The sequence below is a fragment of the Cryobacterium melibiosiphilum genome (genome assembly GCF_003602235.1).
In the GTDB taxonomy this organism is placed as follows: domain Bacteria; phylum Actinomycetota; class Actinomycetes; order Actinomycetales; family Microbacteriaceae; genus Cryobacterium; species Cryobacterium melibiosiphilum.
Window position 1 is genome coordinate 122,199 of the sequence record NZ_QZVS01000094.1, and the last position, 14,002, is coordinate 136,200.

A 14,002-nucleotide genomic window follows, 5' to 3' on the forward strand; every position below is an offset into this window, starting at 1 on the left:
GTCACTCCTGCTCCTTGGCCTCACGGCTGCGACGGATGGCGCTGGTCACCAACAGGCCAATGATGAGCAGGAATCCCAGCGGCAGGCCGAAGTTCGGCACGGTGATCACGAACGGCCAAAGCCCCGTACTGAAGCCGTCATTGTCGCCGGCGCCGAGCGAGGTGCCGATGATGAGGGCGAGAAAACACAGGATCGACAGGCCCACCACACCCGCGACCATGTACGCGAGGATGCGTTCGAGGCGGTTGGCGGCGTGTGGAATTTGAGTGGTCACCCCTCAAGGATACGGGGCTGGGACTCCTTCGACCGAATATGCTGGAGGACCAGAGAGTGCGCTCCCGCGCGCCCCAAAACCTTATGAGGTTCAGATGCCCACCGGCAAGGTCAAGTTCTACGACGAGGAGAAAGGCTTCGGCTTCATCACGTCTGATGAGGGCCACGAAGTCTTTTTGCACGCATCCGCCGTGCCGGCCGGAACCACGGTCAAGGCCGGAATGAAGCTCGAATTCGGCATCGTCGACGGCAAGCGCGGCGCGCAGGCGCTGTCGGTCCGGGTCATTGCCGCTCCACCGAGCCTCAGCAAGCTGAACCGCAAACCGGCCGACGACATGGCGATCATCGTGGAAGATCTCGTCAAGCTGCTCGACGGCATCGGAGCCAACCTGCGCCGGGGACGATACCCGGAAAGTTCGCACAGCCACAAAATTGCCGCCATGCTTCGCAAGGTGGCCGAGGAACTCGATGCCTGATCCGCTCAACCCGTCCGACACGCTCAACCCGTCCGACCCGCTCGACCAGACCGAAACCGCGGCCGGTGACGGTGGAGTCGTCGCGATCGAACCCGAAATCGTCGCCGCCCAGGTGCAGGCTGCCGTCGAGTATCCCGTCGACGGGGCGCTGCTCGCCGCCGTGGACCTGGCGCGTGCCGCGCTGCTCGAAATCACTCCCGCGCAGACCATCGGCGAGACGATCGGCCACCGCGTCGAGGGTGACCGCGTTGTCTCGCTCTACTTCGCCTGCACGATGCCCGGCTACCCGGGGTGGCGCTGGACGGTCAGCCTCGCTCGCAGCGACGAAAACGCGGATCCCTCGGTGCTGGAAACCGAGCTCACGCCCGGTGACGGCGCCCTGCTCGCGCCGGAATGGGTGCCGTGGTCTGACCGACTGGCCGACTACAGTGCCGCCCAGGATGCCATCACGACGGAGGCCGCCGCAGCGGCCCTCGCCGCGCTCGAGGGCATCGACGACGACGAGGACATCGACGACGACGAGGACATCGATGACGAGGACGACGAGGACGACGAGGACGACGACCACGGCGTCGACGACGATTCGTTTGAGCCCGACGAGTCGGACGACGACGAGAACGACGACGACGAGACCGATGACGTCGACGAGACCGACGACGATGACGACGATGACGATGACGATGCCGATGACGACGATGACGACGATGGCATCAGCGACGATGATGCGCGCTCGGTCAGCTTGAGCCGCGCCGCCACCGCACCCAGGCGAGCCCGAGTACGCCGAGCCCAAGGCCGATAACCGAGCACCAGAACCACCAGCCCAGGCCCTGGCCGCTGGTCGCTCCCATCAGGAGCGCCGCGACCAGGGCCACCAGCCAGGCGACCGACCCGACGACCAAGGCCTTGCGGGCATCCGCTCGAACCGGCTCGGGGTCGGGTCGGCGCTCGCTGTCCTTGAGCCAGAGTCGCACGGGTCGGGGTCCTTTCACGTTCTCGTTGCTCAGGTCCTCGTTGCTCAGGTCCTAATTGCTTAGACGCCCGGTGACGTATTCGATCGACTTGACGAGCTGGCGCACGTCGTCGGGCTCGATCGCCGTGAAGGTCGCGATGCGCAGCTGGTTGCGGCCGAGCTTGCGGTACGGCTCGGTGTCGAGCACGCCGTTGGCCCGCAGTGCCTTGCTGATCTTCGACGCGTCGATCGCGTCGTCGAAGTCGATCGTGACGACGACCTGCGAGCGGTGTTCGGGGTCGATCACGAACGGGGTGGCATAGTCGATGCCGGTGGCCCAGTCGTACAGAACGGATGAGGATTCCCGCGTGCGCGCGGCGGCCCACGTGAGTCCGCCGCTCTGGTTCATCCAGTCGATCTGGTTCTCCATCAGCAAGAGCGTGGCCACGGCCGGGGTGTTCAGGGTCTGGTTGAGGCGCGAATTGTCGATCGCGTTCTTCAGGCTCAAGAACTCGGGAATGTAGCGGCCGCTGGCCGCGATGCGCTCGACACGGCTGATGGCGGCGGGCGAGAACAGGGCGAACCAGATGCCACCGTCGGAGGCGAAGTTCTTCTGCGGGGCGAAGTAGTAGACATCCGCCTGGCTCGCATCGAAATCGATTCCGCCGGCCGCGCTCGTGGCGTCGATCACGGTCAGGGCGCCCTCGTCGCCGACCACGCGGGTGACCGGGGCCATGACGCCGGTCGACGTTTCGTTCTGGGGCCAGGCGTAGACATCGATGCCGGGGGTCGGCACGAACTCGCTGCGCGAGCCGGTCTCGGCCTTGATCACGTCGGGGGTCTCGAGCCACGGGGCGGCGGCGGCCTTGGCGAACTTGCCGCCGAACTCGCCGAAGACGAGGTGCTGGCTGCGCTTCTCGATCAGGCCGAAGGCGGCGGCATCCCAGAACGCCGTTGAACCACCGTTGCCGAGGACGACCTCGTAGCCCTCCGGAATGGTGAAGAGCTCGCTCAGGCCGGCGCGAACGCGGCCGACGAGGTCTTTCACGCCGGGCTGGCGGTGCGAGGTGCCGAGGATCGTGTCACCGAAACTGACCAGGTGCTCCAGTTGCTCCTTTCGAATCTTCGAGGGGCCGCAGCCGAATCGTCCGTCGAGGGGCAGGAGGTCTGAAGGGATTACGAGGTCTGACATGAGGCGATTCTACCGTTCGGGCCGATTCTGCTGGCCCTTGCAGCGGCGGGTAGGCTTAGGCCGTTGCATGACAGGCCGAGCGGGAGGCTGGAGATGACCGATCTGATTGATACCACCGAGATGTATCTCCGAACCATACTCGACCTGGAGGAAGAGCAAATTGTGCCCCTGCGGGCGAGGATTTCGGAGCGCCTCGGGCACTCCGGGCCGACGGTCTCGCAGACCGTGGCACGCATGGAGCGGGACGGCCTCGTCGTCGTCTCCGGCGACCGCCACCTCGAGCTGACCGTCGACGGCCGCAGCAAGGCCGTGCACGTGATGCGCAAGCACCGGCTGGCGGAACGATTGCTCAGCGACGTGATCGGGCTCGAATGGGAATTCGTGCACGACGAAGCCTGTCGCTGGGAACACGTCATGAGCGAGCAGGTCGAACGCAAAATCCTGGATCTGCTCGGGCACCCGACCGAGTCGCCGTACGGCAACCCCATCCCCGGCCTGGACGAGCTGGGGCATTCTCCGGCGGTCACCTTCATGAACGGGGTCACCAACGTGATGCGCCTCGTGGCGAGCTCGACCGAGCCGGTGACCGCGGTCATCCGTCGTCTGGGTGAACCGGTTCAGTTCGACCCGGAACTCCTGCTGCAGTTGAAGCAGTCGGGGGTCATGCCCGGCGCGACCGGCGTGTTTTCGGCCGTCGGATCGTACGTTCTAGTTCAGGTTGAAGGATTCGGCGATGGACTCGAGTTGCCCAACGAGGTAGCCAGCCATATTTTCGTGACCACGCCTGCGATCGCGGCCCTACCGGCTGAATGATCACTGCTGGTCAACTCGCCCTCAAAACGGTGGTTTTGTTATCACTTCGTTAGAAAAGTGGTACCTGAGGATGACAAACAGGTCAGCGTCACGTAACGTCGGGGGAGTCCAATCGGCCAGAAGTCGATATTCGGACCCAGATCAAGACGCCTGACATCCCGTCTCTTGGTTCGGTACACACCCGCGATTGCGAAGTGGACGGGGCAGCAAACCTAGTGTTGCCAGGGCGCCGGAGATCACACTTTGGCAGCATTAGACACTCGACGGTCCCGACGTGAACAGGGCCGCACGGCCATCGCACTGCAGAGCGCCCCGGCCGCCGGCACCCAGGTTCAACCGCACAAGACGATGAAACGCACCATTCGTCGCGGCAAGGTCGGCAACGTCGTGGTCATGAGTCTCGCCTTCGGCCTCATGGCGACCCTGTCAATCCCGGCCTACGCCTTCGCCCCTGACGCCGCCGACTCCGCGTTCGCCGCCACCGAGAGCACCGAGCTGACCAAGACCCAGGCGCAGGCGGTTGAAGTGGATGCCGGATCCGCCACGCTCACCGTGGCCCGCGACGGCTTCACCGCCACCACCCCCGAAGAGCTCGCCGCCGCCGCGGCCGAGGTTGCTGCCTCCGAGGCCGCAGCCGCCGCCGAGGCCCGCCGCATCGAAGTCTCTTCGCAGCTCACCACCTATGCCACGTCGTACTCGGGACCGTCTGCGGCCGACTACCTCGCCAACCCGACCTACCCCGACTTCGACCTCGCATCGGTCTACAACGTGGCGTCGCAGTACCAGGGCACGCCGTACGTTTATGGCGGCGCAACACCGGCCGGTTTCGACTGCTCCGGCTTCATCATGTACGTCTACGCGCAGTTCGGAATCAGCCTGCCGCACTCCTCCAACGGCCAGGCCGCCGCGGGAACCCGGATCGCGATCGAAGACGCCGTTCCCGGCGACCTAGTGATCATGCCCGGACACGACGGCTTCTACGCCGGCAACGGCAACATTCTGCACGCGCCGTACACCGGTCAGAGCGTGCGGGTGCAGCCGATCTGGACCAGCGACTACTACATCGTGCGCATCGGGATCTAGGCATCCGTCGTCGTTCACCGCACCGCCGTGTGAACACTCGGTTACGACAAGCACAAACTCTTCTTCAAAACCTTTTCGCACACACATTTGTGGGTTAACCTATTGCCCTGATGTTCTGCGGGTTTTTTGGGAGAGCCAATGCGTACGCTTCGCACGATCCATGCCATGGATTGGTGCGAGCGATTCACGCGGCGGCATAGCAGTCAAATATTCGTGAGCCACACCGTGGCCTGCAGGGCGCTGTCATTCGTGACAGCGCCCTGCGTCGTTAATCACACAGTGTTTGACCGCTCGTTTCCGACCCGTCTGCAACAGGCAGGTAGTTCGAATGGCTGGAAGCCGTCCAGCCTCTTTCGAGAGGGAGCGCATGCGCACACTGGTCCTCAACGCAGGGTATGAGCCCCTTGCCGTGGTGTCCTTCAAACGGGCGCTCGTGCTCGTCATGAATCAGAAGGCAACGATCGTGCAGTCCGATCAGGGCCACCCCATCTGGGCGGCGTCGGGCGCCTGGGAGCGGCCGAGTGTGATTCTGCTGACCCGTTACGTGCGGATTCCGCGGTCGCGGTCGATGCCCGTGAGTCGGCGAGGTGTGCTCCGCCGCGATGAGCACCGGTGCTGCTACTGCGGTAAATCGGCCAACACGATCGATCACGTGCTGCCGCGGTCGCGCGGGGGCCGGGACACCTGGGAAAACCTCGTGGCGAGCTGCCTGCGCTGCAACAACACCAAGAGCGATCACACGCCCGCCGAGATGGGCTGGAACATGCGCTTCAGCCCTGGGACACCGCAGGGGACCACGTGGATGGTGCCCGGCGCCGAACGCCCGCTGCCGCAGTGGGATGCCTATCTGGCCCCCGCAGCGTGAACGGTCACGGAACGATAACGGCGGAGTAAAACACGACCCCCTGGGTGTCGTAGGGTGAGGGGTGCCGGACTACTCGAATCCGGCCATCTCAAAGGATCGCCGTGAGCCAGTCTGAGCCTGTCGCCTCTGCGCCAGAGCCCGCTGCTGCGATCGGCTCGCCCGCGAGTGTGCTGCCGTCGAGGCGTGCTCTGCGGGCCGCGCGCGAGGCGACGGCCCTGGCGGTCGCGGTTCCGGCCACGGCTCCGGCCGTCACACACACTCATTCCCGCCACGCGGCCGCCCCGGCAGCGGCACGAGCACCCGCCACGGTCGCCGCCCCGCCCCGGAGCCCGCGCGCGGTCCGGCGTCAGAGTCCGTTCACGATCGGGGTGGCGTTCCTGGCCATTCCGGGGCTGCTGCTGACCCTCGCGCTGCCGGCCTATTCCTATTCGCCTGGTGCCGCCGCCACGCAGGAGCATGCGCTGGGCGCGGCACAGGATCTGGCCGTGTCCGCGGCATCCGTCAGCATCACCCTGGATCGCGACGGCTACACGGCCACGACGCCCGAAGACATCGCCGCGCAGACCGAGGCGTCCCGGCTGGCGGCGGTGCGCGAACGGTCCGCGGCGGCCGTGCGGGCGAGCGCTGCGCAGTACGCGAGCAGCGGCATCCGCGACGAGAACGATGACTACCCGTGGCCCGACGGGGCCGCCGACGGCGCGACCCTGTCGCCGCAGGGCTACTACTTCAAGGAGTGCGTCGACTTCGTGGCGTGGCGCCTGAACCGGGATGCCGGCGCGAGCGCGACCGCCCTCACGTGGACCTGGCAGAACCTGACACCCGGCGCGGGCAGCGCGCGCAGCTGGTCGAGCGCCTGGTCGAGCCAGGGCCGGGTGACGAGTGACACGCCCGTCGTCGGTGCGGTCGCCTGGTTCACCTACAACCACGTCGCCTATGTGCAGTCGGTGCCCGGGGACGGCACCGTGGTGCTGGAGGAGTACAACTGGATGGGCAGCCACGCGTACCACACGCGGGTCGTGCCGATCGGGGACGTTGCGCTCTATCTCTATCCGCCCGGCTAAACTTGATGGGCAAGCCTCTGTAGCTCAGTGGAAGAGCAATTCCGTCCTAAGGAAATGGCCGGGGGTTCGAATCCCTCCAGGGGCACCAGATAACGCCGCAGACCACCGCAGGGTGAGTCGCGGGCAGCGGCAGTCGTTGCGCGTGGGAAGGTACGATCTCCGCGACCTGAGGGGGCACGGCATCCGGCGTGTTGGGACGGGCGTTACGGGCACGCTCTAGACTTACAGATCGCGTGGGGGACACCGCCCCGTGCGTCTAGGGGAGTGTACGTGGACAAGATAGATGCGGAACAGCAGGAGCAGCAGCACCACCAGCAGGTGTTGCAGGCGGGAAACCGGGTCACCCCGGCCCGCACCCTGGCCGACATCCTCACCGCAACCGCCGAAGCGCATCCCGACGCCCTCGCCCTCGAAGACGCCGCGGGCCCGATCAGCTACAGCGGCCTGCTGCGACTCGCGCACGAGCAGGCCCACGACCTGAGCCGCCAGGGCGTGCGCCGCGGCGACAAGGTTGGAATCCGCATCCCGTCGGGCACCCGCGACCTCTACGTGTCCATCCTCGCAACCCTGCTGGTGGGCGCCGCCTACGTTCCCGTCGACGCCGACGACCCCGAGGAACGCGCCCGCCTCGTCTTCAGCGAAGCCCGCGTCATCGGCGTGATCGGCGAAAACGCGGTCTTCACCCTGCGCGGCGAGATCGACGCGGCGGGCATTCGTGAGCGGATGCTGCCTCCCGAAGACGACCCCGCACTGGTCTTTCCCGACGGCGTCATCCCCACCCCGGGCGACGACGCCTGGGTGATCTTCACGAGCGGCTCCACCGGCGTGCCCAAGGGCGTCGCCGTCACCCATCGCTCCGCCGCGGCGTTCGTCGATGCCGAAGCCCGCCTGTTTCTGCAGAAAGAACCGATCGCGCCCGGCGACCGGGTGCTCGCCGGGCTGTCGGTCGCCTTCGACGCGTCGTGCGAAGAAATGTGGCTCGCCTGGCGCTACGGGGCCTGCCTGGTGCCTGCGCCGCGCTCCCTCGTGCGCTCCGGCGCCGACCTCGGCCCCTGGCTGATCGCCCACGGCGTGACCATCGTGTCGACGGTGCCGACCCTCGCCGCGCTCTGGCCCGAGGAGTCACTGGAGGCCGTGCGCCTCGTCATCTTCGGCGGCGAAGCCTGCCCGCCCGACCTCGCCGCCCGCATCGCGGCGCGCGGCCGCGAGGTCTGGAACACCTACGGCCCGACCGAAGCCACCGTCGTCGCCTGCGCCGCCCCGCTCGGCGGGCCCGGCCCGGTGCGGATCGGCCTGCCGCTCGACGGCTGGGACCTCGCCGTCGTCGACGCCGCCGGCCAGCGCGTCGCCGAGGGCGAAACCGGCGAGCTCATCATCGGAGGGGTCGGCCTGGCCCGCTACCTCGACCCCGAGAAAGACGCCGAGAAATACGCCCCGCACGCGGACCTCGGCTGGGAGCGCGCCTACCGCAGCGGCGACCTCGTGCGCTTCGAGAAGGCCGGGCTGATCTTCGCCGGCCGCGCCGACGACCAGGTCAAGCTCGGTGGCCGCCGCATCGAACTCGGTGAAGTGGATGCCGCGCTGCAGGCCCTCGACGGCGTCGCCGGCGGCGCCGCCGTCGTGCAGACCACTCCGGCGGGAAACCACGTGCTCGTGGGCTACGTCGCCCTCATCGACCCGGCGGCCGGTTTCGACCGCGTCGCCGCCACCGCCAGGCTGCGCGAAGAACTGCCCGCGGCGCTGATCCCGCTGCTCGCCCTCGTCGAGACGCTGCCCACCCGCACCTCGGGCAAGGTCGACCGGGCGGCGCTGCCGTGGCCGCTGGTCAGCACCGGGGACGACGCCGCCGCGCTGACACCGACGGCCGCGTGGCTGGCCGAGAAGTGGGCATCCATTCTGGGCGTGCCCGTGGCGGGACCGGACGATGACTTCTTCGCCAATGGCGGCGGCTCGCTGTCCGCCGCCCAGTTTGTGTCGGCGCTGCGCGAGAAGTACCCGGAAACCAAGGTCAGTGACATCTATGACCACCCGCGCATCGGAGCCCTCGCCGACGAGCTCGACTCCCGGGTGCCGCCGGTGCAGGCCGCGGCGCGCACCGTGCTGCCGACCCCGCTGTCCAGTCGCATCGGGCAGACCCTGCTCGGCATTCCGCTGTTCGTGCTGGTCGGAGCGCGCTGGCTGGTCTACCTCGCCGCGATCAACAACCTGCTGCCGCTCTGGGGTGACACGACCTTCACGCCGACCGTGCCGTGGTGGACGATCATCCTCGGCTTCGTGTTGTTCGTGACCCCGCTCGGCAAGATGGGTATCGCCGTCGCGGCGGCCCGCCTGCTGCTGCGGGGGGTGAAGCCGGGCAACTACCCGCGTGGCGGCTCGGTGCACCTGCGGTTGTGGCTGGCCGAACAGGTCGCCCTGCTGGTGGACGCCGCGAGCCTCGCCGGCGCTCCGTGGATCAGCTATTACGCCCGCGCCCTCGGCGCGCGCATCGGCACGGATGTCGACCTGCATACCCTGCCCCCGGTCACCGGCCTGCTGACCATCGGGGCGCGGGCCTCCATCGAACCCGAAACCGACCTGGCCGGCTACTGGATCGACGGCGACGTGTTGCGCATCGGGCGGGTGCACATCGGCGAGGAAGCGACCGTCGGCAGCCGCAGCACCCTGCTCGGCGGCGCCCACATCGGCGACCGGGCCATGCTCGAACCCGGCGCCGCGGTGTCGGGCCGTATCCCCGCCGGCGAACGCTGGGCCGGATCCCCGGCCGAACGGGTCGGCTCGCCCAAACGCCCGTGGCCGGCGCAGCGCCCGCCGCGCGGCCGTCGCTGGCTCACCGTGTTCGCGATCGGCTCGATCGTGATGACCGCTCTGCCGGCCGGTTCCGCGATCCTCGGAGCGCTCGTCGTGGGTGCCGCGATCGGCGACGCGTCGACCCTCGGGGAGGCGCTGCTGCGCGCCGCGCTCGCCGTGCCGCTCGCCGTCATCGCCGCCGGCCTCGCCTACGCGAGCGCAGTGGTGCTTGCCGTGCGCGCCCTCGGCCTCGGCCTGCGCGACGGCTTCTACCCGGTGCGCAGCCGGGTGGGCTGGCAGGTCTGGATGACCGAACGCATCCTCGACGGTGCCCGCACCCTGCTTTTTCCGGTCTACGCCAGCCTGTTCACCCCGGTCTGGCTGCGCCTGCTCGGCGCGAAGGTCGGGCCCGGCGTCGAGGCCTCAACGGTGCTGCTGATCCCGTCGCTGACGACCATCGCGCCGCACGCGTTCCTCGCCGACGACACTATGGTCGCCTGCTACGAGCTCGGCGGCGGCTGGATGCACATCGGCCGCGCCAAGATCGGCAAGCGTGCGTTCCTCGGCAACAGCGGCATGGCCGGCCCTGGCCGCACCGTGCCGCGCAACGGCCTCGTCGCCGTGCTGTCGTCGACCCCGCGCAAGGCCAAGCGTGGGTCGAGCTGGCTGGGCAACCCGGCCGTGCGCCTGCGCCGCACCGTCACCGATGTCGACGACTCGCGCACCTTCAACCCGCCGCTGCGGCTGAAAATCGCCCGCTCCTCGTGGGAAGTGCTGCGCATCATCCCGGTGTTCGTCACCGCGTGGGTCGCACTCGGCGTGCTCGCCGCCCTCGAAGCGATCTGGCTGGGCTTCGGGCTGGGCTGGGCGGTGGCGCTCAGCGGGGTCGTCATGCTCACCGCCGGCGCCGTCGCGGCGCTCGTCACGTCGGCGGCGAAATGGGTGCTGGTCGGGCGGATCGACCAGAGTGAGCATCCGCTGTGGTCGTCATTCATCTGGCGCAACGAGGTGTCCGACACCTTCGTCGAGATGGTCGCCCGGCCGTGGTTCGCCGAGAAAGCGACCGGCACGCCGGCGCTCGCGATCTGGCTGCGCACCCTCGGCGCGAAGGTCGGTTCGGGAGTCTGGTGCGAGACGTACTGGCTGCCCGAGGCCGACCTCGTGAACATCGCCGACGGCGTCACCGTGAACCGCGGCTGCGTCGTGCAGACGCACCTCTTTCACGACCGCATCATGCAGCTCGACACGGTGAACCTCTCGGCCGGGTCGACGCTCGGCCCGCACAGCGTCATCCTGCCGGCGGCGTCGGTGGACGCCGCGGCCACCGTCGGTCCCGCCTCGCTCGTCATGCGCGGCGAGCGGGTACCGGCCGGGTCGCTCTGGTCGGGCAACCCGATCTCGCCGTGGCACGCGCCGCCGTGGGAGCCTGCGTCGGTGAACGCCGTGCTGGTGAAGAACGTGGCAGAGTAGACCCACACATGCCCCAGAACACTGCTCCCACCTCGGGCGCCCCCACCGCGGGCGACCCGTATGTGGCGAGCGGTAACGGCGGCTACGTTGTCGAGCGCTACGACCTCGAGCTCGACTACCGGGTGGCGACGAACCGGCTGCGGGCGACGGCCGTACTGTTCGCCCGGGCCACCATGCGGCTCGACCGGTTCAGCCTCGACTTCGACGGGCTCAGCGTCGACCGGGTCACGATCGGCGGCGCGCGGCCGAAGAAGCTCGTGCAGACGCCGCGCAAACTGCTGCTCACCGCCGCGACAACGATCGAGGCCGGGGACCGGTTCGAGGTGACCGTGAAGTATCGGGGGGCGCCGCATCCGCTGCGCAGCATCTGGGGCGAGGTCGGCTGGGAAGAGCTCGAAGACGGCGTGCTCGTGGCCGGGCAGCCGAACGGTGCGGCGTCGTGGTTTCCCTGCAACGACCACCCGAGCGACAAGGCGACTTTTCGCATCGCGGTGACCTGTGAGGCTCCGTACACCGTGATCTGCAACGGCGTGCTCGCGAGCCGGTCGACCCGATCCGGCCGCACGACCTGGACCTACGACTCGCCCGAGTCGATGGCGACCTACCTCGCGACGGTGCAGATCGGTCGCTACCTACGCAAAGACGTGTCCGGCGGCCTCGTCAGCCAGCGCATCTTCTATCCCTCGGGCCACCTGCCGCAGGTTTCGGAGGACTTCGCCCGGCTCGGCGAGATGGTGGCCCTCTTCAGCGACCGATTCGGTCCGTATCCGTTCGAGTCGTACACGGTCGTCGTCACCGACGACAAGCTGGAGATTCCGCTCGAGGCGCAGGGCATGGCGATCTTCGGCCGCAACCACGTCGACGGCGAACACGGCAGCGACCGGCTGATCGCCCACGAACTGGCCCACCAGTGGTTCGGCAACAGCCTCACCGTCGAGAGCTGGCGCGACATCTGGCTGCACGAGGGCTTCGCCTGCTACGCCGAGTGGATCTGGGCCGAGGCCAGCGGCGGCCGCACCGCCGACACGAGCGCGCTCGTGCACCGCCGCAAGGTCGAAGCCCTGCCGCAGGACCTGCTGACCGGCGACCCCGGACCGCACGATATGTTCGACGACCGCGTCTATAAGCGCGGCGCGATGGCGCTGCACGCGGTGCGCCGCTCGGTCGGTGACGAGGCATTCTTCGGCGCGGTGCGCGCCTTCACGGCCGATCGGCGGCACAGCAACGTCACCGCTGCCGGTTTCGTTGAGTTTTTCACGGCGCACACCGGGAGCACCGGCATCGAACGCATCGTGCACCGCTGGCTCTACGAGAAGGCAATGCCGAAGGCCTGAACCGGAGTCAGGTGTGCAGCATCAGCCCCGGCGGGGTGTCGCCGAGCACCGCGATCGTGCCGACGAGGCCCGGCCCGGCGTCGAAAGTGAGCAGGTGCAGCCTCACAAGGGAAAACGAAGCGTCGGGCCAGGACTCCAGCGTGCCGCCCGCGCCCGTGACCAGGTCGCGCGGGTCCACGTTCAGGCCATCACCGGTCAGCTTCAGCACGGCCTCCTTGATCGTCCACAGGCGGGTGCGTGCGCGGGCAGCCGGGCACGGCGGCAGGTCGCCGAGCCGGGCGAGTTCGCCCGGCGTGAAGGCGACATCGTCGACGGCGCGGTGGGCAAGCGCGGCGATGCTCTCGATGTCGATTCCGATCGGCCCGCTCGGGTTGACCGCCACGGCGACGGATGCCCCCGCCCGGCTCAGCGACACCCCCCACGACACGCAGGCGGCCGGCGACACCACCCGAGCGCGGCCGTGCGCGCCGCCACACCGGGTGCAGCGCTGCTCCAGCCCGACGGATGAAAGGGCAGTCCCGGACCCGGCCACCTCGGCGACCGCCGCCCGCAACGCGAGCCGATCCGCGGCATCCGTCACCCCGCGGGGCCCCAGGAACACGTGCACGCTCATGCCCCCACCCTAAAGGCCGCGCCAAGCCGGGGGTGGCACACTGGACACACACAAGGGAGCATCAATGGCGCTGGTCGACAACGCGATCTACGTAGAAGGCGTGCGGGCGGCGACGCCCGACTCGCTCGACGAGACCTACGAGATCATGAAGGCGAACAACGGTTTCGCCTGGATCGGGCTGTACCGGCCGAGCGACGAGGAAGTACGTTCGGTGGCCGCCGAATTCGGCCTGCACCACCTGGCCGTCGAAGACGCCCTCAAAGGGCATCAACGGTCGAAACTGGAGCGCTACGGCAGCAATCTGTTCCTCGTGCTGCGTCCCGCACGGTACCTCGACGCCGATGAGCGCGTCGAGTTCGGCGAGGTGCACGTGTTCGTCGGTCCGGACTTCGTCGTCACGATCCGTCACGCCGAATCGCCGGACCTCGGCAAGGTACGTTCCCGTATGGAGCAGACGCCCGAACTGCTCGCCCTCGGACCGGAGGCCGTGCTCTACGCCATCCTCGACCAGGTCGTCGACGAGTACGGGCCGGTCGTCGCGGGCCTCGAAAACGATATCGACGAGATCGAGGACGAACTCTTCGATGGCGACCCGGCCGTGTCGCGGCGCATCTACGCCCTCTCCCGCGAGGTCATCGAGTTTCAGCGCGCCACCCAGCCGCTCATCGTGATGTTCGAGTCGCTGCAGCGCGGCTTCGAGAAATACAACGTGGACCTCGAGCTGCACCGCCACCTGCGGGACGTGACCGACCACGCCCTGCGGGTCGTCGAGCGCGGCGACTCCTTTCGAGAACTGTTGCAGAACGCCCTGACGGTGCACAGCACCCTCGTCGGCCAGCGGCAGAACGACGAGATGCGCCACCTCTCCGAGACCAGCCTCGCGCAGAGCGAAGAGGTGAAGAAGATTTCCAGCTGGGCCGCGATCCTGTTTGCCCCCACCCTGGTCGGCACGATCTACGGCATGAACTTCGACTATATGCCGGAGCTGCACTGGGCGCTCGGGTACCCGTTTGCTGTCGGCCTGATGGTTGCGATGGGATTTACCCTCTACGCTGTCTTTAAGAAACGGGATTGGCTCTGAAACTC

General features: G+C 68.1%; 13 protein-coding genes and 1 tRNA gene. 10 read left to right on the forward strand and 4 right to left on the reverse strand.

The window, feature by feature from the left end; all coding sequences use genetic code 11:
* Position 1: 1 nt before the first annotated feature.
* The gene (locus tag D6T64_RS18120) at positions 2-274 is read right to left on the reverse strand and encodes a multidrug ABC transporter ATPase (RefSeq protein WP_119976083.1); all 273 of its coding nucleotides are present in this window, start codon (positions 272-274) and stop codon (positions 2-4) included.
* Positions 275-368: 94 nt separating this feature from the next.
* On the opposite strand from D6T64_RS18120, the gene D6T64_RS18125 reads away from it, so the two are divergent.
* A complete protein-coding gene (locus D6T64_RS18125) occupies positions 369-749 on the forward strand; it encodes a cold-shock protein (protein WP_119976084.1) in 381 nt (126 codons plus the stop codon).
* Positions 742-1,548 carry a DUF3027 domain-containing protein gene (locus D6T64_RS18130; protein WP_119976085.1) on the forward strand — a complete coding sequence of 269 codons (807 nt, stop codon included), beginning with the start codon at positions 742-744 and terminating at the stop codon, positions 1,546-1,548. The genes D6T64_RS18125 and D6T64_RS18130 overlap by 8 nt, the downstream gene beginning before the upstream one ends.
* Here the strand turns inward: D6T64_RS18130 and D6T64_RS18135 are convergent.
* Positions 1,484-1,720: a DUF2530 domain-containing protein gene (locus tag D6T64_RS18135; RefSeq protein WP_119976086.1), complete on the reverse strand. Its 237-nt coding sequence runs from the start codon at positions 1,718-1,720 to the stop codon at positions 1,484-1,486. The genes D6T64_RS18130 and D6T64_RS18135 overlap by 65 nt on opposite strands.
* A 51-nt stretch (positions 1,721-1,771) precedes the next feature.
* The gene (gene serC / locus D6T64_RS18140) at positions 1,772-2,890 is read right to left on the reverse strand and encodes a phosphoserine transaminase (protein ID WP_119976087.1); all 1,119 of its coding nucleotides are present in this window, start codon (positions 2,888-2,890) and stop codon (positions 1,772-1,774) included.
* A 93-nt stretch (positions 2,891-2,983) separates the two neighbouring features.
* Between serC and D6T64_RS18145 the strand changes: the two genes are divergently transcribed.
* From D6T64_RS18145 to D6T64_RS18175, 7 genes are all read left to right on the forward strand, one after another.
* A complete protein-coding gene (locus D6T64_RS18145) occupies positions 2,984-3,703 on the forward strand; it encodes a metal-dependent transcriptional regulator (protein WP_119976088.1) in 720 nt (239 codons plus the stop codon).
* 348 nt (positions 3,704-4,051) lie between these two features.
* The gene (locus D6T64_RS18150) at positions 4,052-4,786 is read left to right on the forward strand and encodes a C40 family peptidase (protein WP_119976089.1); all 735 of its coding nucleotides are present in this window, start codon (positions 4,052-4,054) and stop codon (positions 4,784-4,786) included.
* Positions 4,787-5,153: 367 nt separating this feature from the next.
* A complete protein-coding gene (locus D6T64_RS18155; protein ID WP_119976090.1) occupies positions 5,154-5,651 on the forward strand; it encodes an HNH endonuclease in 498 nt (165 codons plus the stop codon).
* A 101-nt stretch (positions 5,652-5,752) separates the two neighbouring features.
* Positions 5,753-6,712: a CHAP domain-containing protein gene (locus tag D6T64_RS18160; RefSeq protein WP_119976091.1), complete on the forward strand. Its 960-nt coding sequence runs from the start codon at positions 5,753-5,755 to the stop codon at positions 6,710-6,712.
* Between the two features lie 13 nt (positions 6,713-6,725).
* A tRNA-Arg gene (locus D6T64_RS18165) sits at positions 6,726-6,800 on the forward strand.
* A 182-nt stretch (positions 6,801-6,982) separates the two neighbouring features.
* Positions 6,983-10,969 (forward strand): Pls/PosA family non-ribosomal peptide synthetase, encoded by a 3,987-nt coding sequence (locus tag D6T64_RS18170; RefSeq protein WP_377010133.1) that lies wholly within the window; start codon positions 6,983-6,985, stop codon positions 10,967-10,969.
* Between the two features lie 8 nt (positions 10,970-10,977).
* Positions 10,978-12,303, forward strand: a complete 1,326-nt coding sequence (locus tag D6T64_RS18175) for a M1 family metallopeptidase (protein ID WP_119976093.1) — start codon at positions 10,978-10,980, stop codon at positions 12,301-12,303.
* A 7-nt stretch (positions 12,304-12,310) separates the two neighbouring features.
* Here the strand turns inward: D6T64_RS18175 and D6T64_RS18180 are convergent, their stop codons facing one another.
* Positions 12,311-12,916, reverse strand: a complete 606-nt coding sequence (locus D6T64_RS18180) for a 4'-phosphopantetheinyl transferase family protein (RefSeq protein WP_119976094.1) — start codon at positions 12,914-12,916, stop codon at positions 12,311-12,313.
* Between the two features lie 64 nt (positions 12,917-12,980).
* Here D6T64_RS18180 and D6T64_RS18185 point away from each other — a divergent pair, with 64 nt between their 5' ends.
* A complete protein-coding gene (locus D6T64_RS18185) occupies positions 12,981-13,997 on the forward strand; it encodes a magnesium and cobalt transport protein CorA (protein ID WP_119976095.1) in 1,017 nt (338 codons plus the stop codon).
* Positions 13,998-14,002 lie beyond the last annotated feature (5 nt).

Bases quoted from the DNA above. Each gene is read 5' to 3' on its own strand.
- D6T64_RS18125 (WP_119976084.1), top strand. From the start codon at position 369: ATGCCCACCGGCAAGGTCAAGTTCTACGACGAGGAGAAAGGCTTCGGC.
- D6T64_RS18130 (WP_119976085.1), top strand. From the start codon at position 742: ATGCCTGATCCGCTCAACCCGTCCGACACGCTCAACCCGTCCGACCCG.
- serC (WP_119976087.1), bottom strand. From the start codon at position 2,890: ATGTCAGACCTCGTAATCCCTTCAGACCTCCTGCCCCTCGACGGACGA.
- D6T64_RS18145 (WP_119976088.1), top strand. From the start codon at position 2,984: ATGACCGATCTGATTGATACCACCGAGATGTATCTCCGAACCATACTC.
- D6T64_RS18150 (WP_119976089.1), top strand. From the start codon at position 4,052: ATGAAACGCACCATTCGTCGCGGCAAGGTCGGCAACGTCGTGGTCATG.
- D6T64_RS18155 (WP_119976090.1), top strand. From the start codon at position 5,154: ATGCGCACACTGGTCCTCAACGCAGGGTATGAGCCCCTTGCCGTGGTG.
- D6T64_RS18175 (WP_119976093.1), top strand. From the start codon at position 10,978: ATGCCCCAGAACACTGCTCCCACCTCGGGCGCCCCCACCGCGGGCGAC.
- D6T64_RS18180 (WP_119976094.1), bottom strand. From the start codon at position 12,916: ATGAGCGTGCACGTGTTCCTGGGGCCCCGCGGGGTGACGGATGCCGCG.
- D6T64_RS18185 (WP_119976095.1), top strand. From the start codon at position 12,981: ATGGCGCTGGTCGACAACGCGATCTACGTAGAAGGCGTGCGGGCGGCG.